This is a genomic window from Dehalobacter sp. TeCB1 (assembly GCF_001707455.1).
In the GTDB taxonomy this organism is placed as follows: domain Bacteria; phylum Bacillota; class Desulfitobacteriia; order Desulfitobacteriales; family Syntrophobotulaceae; genus Dehalobacter; species Dehalobacter restrictus.
In genome coordinates, this window is record NZ_MCHF01000053.1 from 1 (window position 1) to 6,042 (window position 6,042).

At 39.2% G+C, this 6,042-nt stretch carries 6 protein-coding genes, 1 rRNA gene and 1 pseudogene; 7 read left to right on the forward strand and 1 reads right to left on the reverse strand.

What is annotated here, in order from left to right:
- The 4 genes from rrf to A7D23_RS11470 form a co-directional block, all read left to right on the forward strand.
- A 5S ribosomal RNA gene (rrf, locus tag A7D23_RS11455) occupies nt 1-82 on the forward strand; the annotation flags it as partial.
- Between the two features lie 111 nt (nt 83-193).
- The gene (locus tag A7D23_RS11460; RefSeq protein WP_025205086.1) at nt 194-943 is read left to right on the forward strand and encodes a Rid family hydrolase; all 750 of its coding nucleotides are present in this window, start codon (nt 194-196) and stop codon (nt 941-943) included.
- Nucleotides 944-1,148: 205 nt separating this feature from the next.
- Nucleotides 1,149-1,787, forward strand: coding sequence for a DedA family protein (locus tag A7D23_RS11465; RefSeq protein WP_019225157.1), 639 nt, complete (start codon nt 1,149-1,151; stop codon nt 1,785-1,787).
- Between the two features lie 24 nt (nt 1,788-1,811).
- A complete protein-coding gene (locus A7D23_RS11470; RefSeq protein ID WP_019225158.1) occupies nt 1,812-2,249 on the forward strand; it encodes a YkvA family protein in 438 nt (145 codons plus the stop codon).
- 93 nt (nt 2,250-2,342) lie between these two features.
- On the opposite strand, the gene A7D23_RS11475 is transcribed toward A7D23_RS11470, so the two are convergent.
- Entirely contained in the window at nt 2,343-3,023 is a 681-nt protein-coding gene (locus A7D23_RS11475; protein WP_015043991.1) for a manganese catalase family protein, read from the reverse strand.
- A 164-nt stretch (nt 3,024-3,187) separates the two neighbouring features.
- Between A7D23_RS11475 and A7D23_RS11480 the strand changes: the two genes are divergently transcribed.
- The 3 genes and pseudogenes from A7D23_RS11480 to A7D23_RS11490 form a co-directional block, all read left to right on the forward strand.
- Nucleotides 3,188-3,604, forward strand: coding sequence for a spore coat protein (locus A7D23_RS11480; protein WP_025205089.1), 417 nt, complete (start codon nt 3,188-3,190; stop codon nt 3,602-3,604).
- A 122-nt stretch (nt 3,605-3,726) separates the two neighbouring features.
- Nucleotides 3,727-4,191 carry a spore coat protein gene (locus A7D23_RS11485; protein WP_025205092.1) on the forward strand — a complete coding sequence of 155 codons (465 nt, stop codon included), beginning with the start codon at nt 3,727-3,729 and terminating at the stop codon, nt 4,189-4,191.
- A gap of 268 nt (nt 4,192-4,459) precedes the next feature.
- A pseudogene (locus tag A7D23_RS11490) lies at nt 4,460-6,042 on the forward strand (hypothetical protein); the annotation flags it as partial.

A 6,042-nucleotide genomic window follows, 5' to 3' on the forward strand; every position in this document is an offset into this window, starting at 1 on the left:
ACCACCCGTTCCCATCCCGAACACGGAAGTTAAGACCTCCTGGGGCGACGATACTGCAAGGGAAAATAGCACGTTGCCAGGTAATTAAGAACAGAGCATCTATTTTGGTGCTCTGTTTCTTATTTGCTTTCCATGAATAATTCAGTATACTATAGGGTAAATTGATTGAGAAATAGCAGTAAATGGAGAGTAAATGATGGATACACTTCGGACTAAAGAAAATCAGCCCGTGAATAATGGTGCAGACGATAACTATTTATTTTTTTCCAGCCTGGAGCTCATTGACTATTTTGTTAATAACTTAGCAGATAAAGACATCAGAACTCAAACGAAAAGAATACTTGAGATGGCCAGAGTTTTTATGAGAAAAAAAGATTTTAAGCTGGAAGATATTTATTCAGTACTCATTATGGTTAAAAATATCGGACTTGGTTCCCAGATTGATGAAGTCTTTTCTTTATATTTTAAAGAAGGAAATTACCCTATTCGGGTTTTTATTCAAATTGCAGATTTAGAAAGCACAGCCGATGTTGAACTGGAATTTTCAGCCTATCGGGGCCAAAAAAAATATATCAATAACGGAAAGCTTTTTCTGTCTGAAGGGCCTTTCTCACAAGGGGTTATCATAGAAAATTATTATCACGGTTCTGCTATACAGCCCTTTTCTTCACTTGACCAAAGGCTTATTGAGGGTGACTTCAAGCAGGCTGTCAGGCAGTGCTTGGAGAACCTGAAGAATACTCTGGAGTCCGCAGGGAGCAGTTTAAATCAGATTTATTCTTTTATGGTTTATTTAAAAGATTTGAATGCACTTCCCGAGGTTGAAGAGATCGTCGGACAGTATATCTCTAATCAGAGTGAAATACTCCAAGACGCGATAAAGATTGAGCAGTTTAAGGGCAATCATAATATCGAAATTGCTTGTTCTGCTTATTTGTGCTAATTATATTGGGATTTATTACCTATTTTTATTTTTGATAGAATTCTAAGACAATTTTAAGAGCAGGCTGGTAATCTGATTATCAAGATTTAATATTAGCCGTTTCTTGTTCTTTTGTCATGGTTATATTACTATATTAAAGGCAAGGAAATGATTCAAAAATCTAACGTGTTTATTTAAAATGCTTGTTTGAATGAAGGAGAATTTGATGGAATTTATTACGAGTTTGATTGATATTGTCTTACATATTGACAAATACCTGGATATGTTGGTCCAAACGTACGGTGTCTGGGCGTATCTGATTATCTTTTTAATCATTTTTTGTGAAACCGGACTTGTTGTAACACCGTTTCTGCCGGGGGATTCTTTGCTTTTTGTCATCGGGGCTCTGGGAGCAACAGGGGCGATGGATATTAAATTTGCTTTTATCCTACTGCTTATTGCGGCAATCGCAGGAAATACGCAGAATTATTTCATTGGAAGATTTTTTGGACAGAAAGCCTTCAATTGGAAAGACAACAGACTCTTTAAAAAGAAATATCTCATTCAAACCCATAGTTTTTATGAAAAACATGGCGGGAAAACGATTTTTATTTCACGGTTTTTACCAATTATCCGGACATTTGCACCATTTGTCGGAGGGATCAGCAACATGAGGCTGTGGAAGTTCATGCTCTACAATATATGTGGGGCTTTGGCCTGGATTTCACTTTTTGTGATGGGCGGATATTATTTTGGGAACATTCCGACAGTCGAACAGAACTTTTCATTAATCATTTTTGCGATTATTTTCATCACTGTTTTACCAAGTGTCATTTTTGCTCTTCGCCAAAAGTTTTCGTCGTAAAGGTGCATTCAGGAGGATAGAAAAATGGCTGATAATATTAAGGAAATTGAACAATACGAAGATGCAGAGATCATAGTTGAGCCACAGGAGATGGAGCGCTGGCAGAACAAGGCTAAAGACTATGTGGACAACCCTGTAAAGACGGAAAATTTGCTTACTGAAGCTCTGAAAAAAGCGGATAACAATAAAAACCGCGATGTAATCCAGAATATCTGGGATAAAATTCAGTTGCTCTTTTCTTTATTAAAAGACTGGTTAAACGGTGATTACAGAACGATCTCCAAAACGGCCATAATTTCTGTCATTGCCGGGCTTATCTATTTCGTATCCCCTGTTGATCTTGTTCCTGATTGGATTGCTGCACTGGGACTAGTCGATGATGCTGCTGTTCTTGGGCTAATATTCAACCAGTTAGACAAGGAATTGACCAAGTATAAAAAATGGAAAAGCCCTGAGTTCTAATATACAATAGGACAACGATAGACAACGATAGAATTAATGACATGAGAAACACAAACAACCCGAGAATTAAATCCCGGGTTGTTTTTATTATATTTAGTGGGGTTGATCAGGAGTATTGAATCTTGGCGCTTGGGGGTCTTTAAGTTCATTGAAGTACTTTCCAGGTGTTGAGAGATCAAAGTATACCTTGGAATCCTGAGTAACTCCCCAGTCTTGGAGTGAGCCTGTATTCTGGAGCATATTGAATGCTTCCCGGAAAAGTGTATTATGTGCTTCTTCCCTATTCAAAAGGAAGTCAATCGTTTCTCTTACCCCTTTATCGTTAATCTGCCGGTAGAGATATTCATAAACTACTTTTGCCCTTGTTTCAGCCGATATATCTGACAGCAAATCCGCAGCGAGATCGCCGGTACACTCGATATATGCTCCGGTCCAGGGATAGCCTGAAGCATTGGTTAACATGGGGGCAAGTCCGCCGATGACATGTGATTCCACGGTGCCAACAGAAGTATTCATGGCTTCAAGCGTGTGGCCGTTTAATAGATTGACTGTCTGGGCGACCATTTCCATATGACTTAATTCTTCTGAAGCAATATCCATGAAAAGATCCTTAATCTTTTCATCTTTGATGCGATAACTCTGAGACAGATACTGTAAAGCTGCTTTGAGCTCACCATGCGGTCCGCCTAACTGATCTAACATTAAAGACGCATAATTTGGGTTAGGACCGTCGACGCGTACATCTTTCAGCAGCTGCTTATCATGTTTGAACAAATGTATTTCTCCCTTCATTCAGATTTTAATCGTTCGTTACCATCTATAGTCTTGCAATATTCTGATTGATTATACAAAGAAGAACAATTGAATTTTAACTTTTTGCATAATAACAATAGATTTTCAGCAAAATATAATGGAGATTGATAATAGGAGGAAATGAAATGCAATTAAGCCAGAAAGAAAAAATGCTTTTAGAAGACCTGAAAAGCCACGAGCAAATGTTTGCTCAAAAATGCAGTGAATTTGCCAATCAAGCTCAAGATCCACAACTCAAACAACTCTTTCAGAACATGGCGCAGCATGAACAGCAGCATGTCCAAAAAATTGATCAAAGTTTGAGCCAAACTTCCGGAATATCAGGCCAGCCTCAGGGCATGACGGGTCAAAAAGATTCGATGCTTTGCCATGATATGCTCTCAACAGAAAAATATCTCTCTGGGGCCTATAATACAGTAATTTTTGAAATCCAGGATACCTCCCTCCGTCAGGACCTGAATAGTATACAGAGTGAAAAGCAAAGGCAGGGGGAAGAAATCTTCAGGTATATGCAAAATAAAGGAATGTATACGGTTCACTAAAAAATGAAAGAGGGTATCGCTAACACTACAAAGTAGTAGTTTTGCGGTTCCCTCTGTCCTTTTCGTATCTTTAGGGACAATTTCAGCAAGATCATAGATCATCAAAAATGTTGGAGGGTTACATGATGCAGCTTACAAGTAAAGAAAGATCTTTATTGGAAGATTCCAAGAGCCATGAAGAACTGTGTATTAAGAAGTACAATAACTATGCCGGTCAGACCCAGGATCTGCAGCTTCAACAGTTGTTTCAGAGTCTGGCACAAAAAGAGCAGGAGCATCTGACAAGCCTTAACCAGATTTTAAGCGGCGGAATTCCGAATATCCAACAGGGTCAACAGCAGCAACAGCCCCAATTTATGACGTCCGGTATGGGACAGGCCGGAATGGTCAATCAGCAGGATGCCGATCTTTGTCAGGATATGCTTTCAACGGAAAAACATATTGCTTCGACGTACAATACGGCCATTTTTGAATTCAGAGATACCAACATCCGCAGAGTATTAAATCATATCCAGACGGAAGAGCAGCAGCATGGCGAATCTATTTATAATTATATGCAAAGCAAAGGGATGTATCAGGTCCATTAAGATACACGAATATCTCAAAACCTCAGCTTTTTAAATTTCCAGACCCCGGAGCGATATTTTATTCGCGCCGGGGTCTGATTGTTCATTGTGATTGCTTGTAAGTAAAAGCTATACCGAAAAATAATTTTCGGTTGTTTTTTCTGTAATTTTTTAAAGCCTAAGACTTATCTGCACACCTCATGTCCTAAAAAGCATATTTATAAGCATGTACTGAAATATTGGTTAAATTTAACACAAAAAAGAATTTCTAATAATAAAAGGAGGAAAAATGGTGGTTGATAACCCCGAAAATGAACAAAAAGCAAGTGGAAAAATATCTCGCAAAAATTTTGTTGACTGCTTACAAATCATAAAAGATGAATTAAGAGATATTCAATCGTCAGTAAGCAGTATAAAAAATGTTGGGGATATACAAGGTCCGGATGGTTCTGAAAAAGGACTTTATTTTTCAGAAATTAAGGCTTCCAGCGCGAGAGCATTTAATAGCTATAAATCTATACTGGACACCTTAAAATTTATTTCTAATAAAACCGGTGTTAAACCCAGTATACTGGAATCGGTAATTAATGTTATTGAAAACGGTTTTGTATCAATAAGATCCCAGATAGACAATATCAAAGAAAGCCCTGGAGTTGAAGCGGTATTACGGAAAGAGGATTCTTTAACAACGATTAAACAAATATGTGACAAGTTATTAATATGTATTGAGGTACTGGGGGGACTTTTCTTATGTGGTGAGACGTTAAAAATTGTTCATGAAAGAAAGCCAGATAATGAAACATGTCCCAAGAATTTGCCGGGCAGAAAAAAGATTGTGATTGTTAATAATAGAAAAATATGTGTTACTGCAGCAGGCGTACTATTTCTCTGCAATAAGGCATTTAAATTCCATTGTAAAAAAAAGGAACACTGTCATAAGCATTCTGACTGCAAGAAAATATTGAAATTGCTTGAAAGCCCGACTTTTGGACTAGCAGAAATTAAAACAGAAGTAAAATCTATAGAAGACGCTGTTTACCATCCGTTTTTTGGCCTGCAGGAGATCAAATCCGAGGTTCAGCTTATCGAGTTTGAAGTCCAGAATATTGAGGAAAAGTTAGATAGTCCAACATTCGGACTTGCTGAAATTAAGACAGAAGTGTTCAGTATAGGCACACTGCTGGAGAGCATCTATACGAGCATAATCGGTGCAACCTTTGGGTTAGCAGAGATCAAATCCGAGGTCGCAGCAATCGAGGGAGCAGTGTTCAGCCCAACATTCGGATTGGCTGAGATTAAGACCGAAGTGTTTAGTATTGGTACTCTGATTGAGAGTATCTACACGAGCATCATCGGAGCAACCTTTGGGTTAGCAGAGATTAAATCCGAGGTCGCCGCGATCGAAGGAGCAGTGTTTAGTCCAACATTCGGGTTAGCCGAGATTAAAACGGAAGTATTCAGCATCGGCACCCTGGTCGAAGGAATCTACACGACCTTGGTAAGCTCAACCTTTAGCTTAGGTGAGATCAAGTCTGAAGTAGCGGCGATTGAAGGAGCGGTCTTCAGCCCGACATTCGGATTGGCTGAGATTAAGACCGAAGTGTTCAGTATAGGCACACTGCTGGAGAGCATCTACACGAGCATCATCGGAGCAACCTTTGGGTTAGCAGAGATTAAATCCGAGGTCGCCGCGATCGAAGGAGCAGTGTTTAGTCCAACATTCGGGTTAGCCGAGATTAAAACGGAAGTATTCAGCATCGGCACCCTGGTCGAAGGAATCTACACGACCTTGGTAAGCTCAACCTTTAGCTTAGGTGAGATCAAGTCTGAAGTAGCGGCGATTGAAGGAGCGGTCTTCAGCCCGACATTCGG

Excerpts from the sequence above, each read along its gene's own strand:
- A7D23_RS11485 (WP_025205092.1), top strand. The coding sequence starts at position 3,727 with ATGATGCAGCTTACAAGTAAAGAAAGATCTTTATTGGAAGATTCCAAG.
- A7D23_RS11460 (WP_025205086.1), top strand. The coding sequence starts at position 194 with ATGATGGATACACTTCGGACTAAAGAAAATCAGCCCGTGAATAATGGT.
- A7D23_RS11470 (WP_019225158.1), top strand. The coding sequence starts at position 1,812 with ATGGCTGATAATATTAAGGAAATTGAACAATACGAAGATGCAGAGATC.
- A7D23_RS11465 (WP_019225157.1), top strand. The coding sequence starts at position 1,149 with ATGGAATTTATTACGAGTTTGATTGATATTGTCTTACATATTGACAAA.
- A7D23_RS11480 (WP_025205089.1), top strand. The coding sequence starts at position 3,188 with ATGCAATTAAGCCAGAAAGAAAAAATGCTTTTAGAAGACCTGAAAAGC.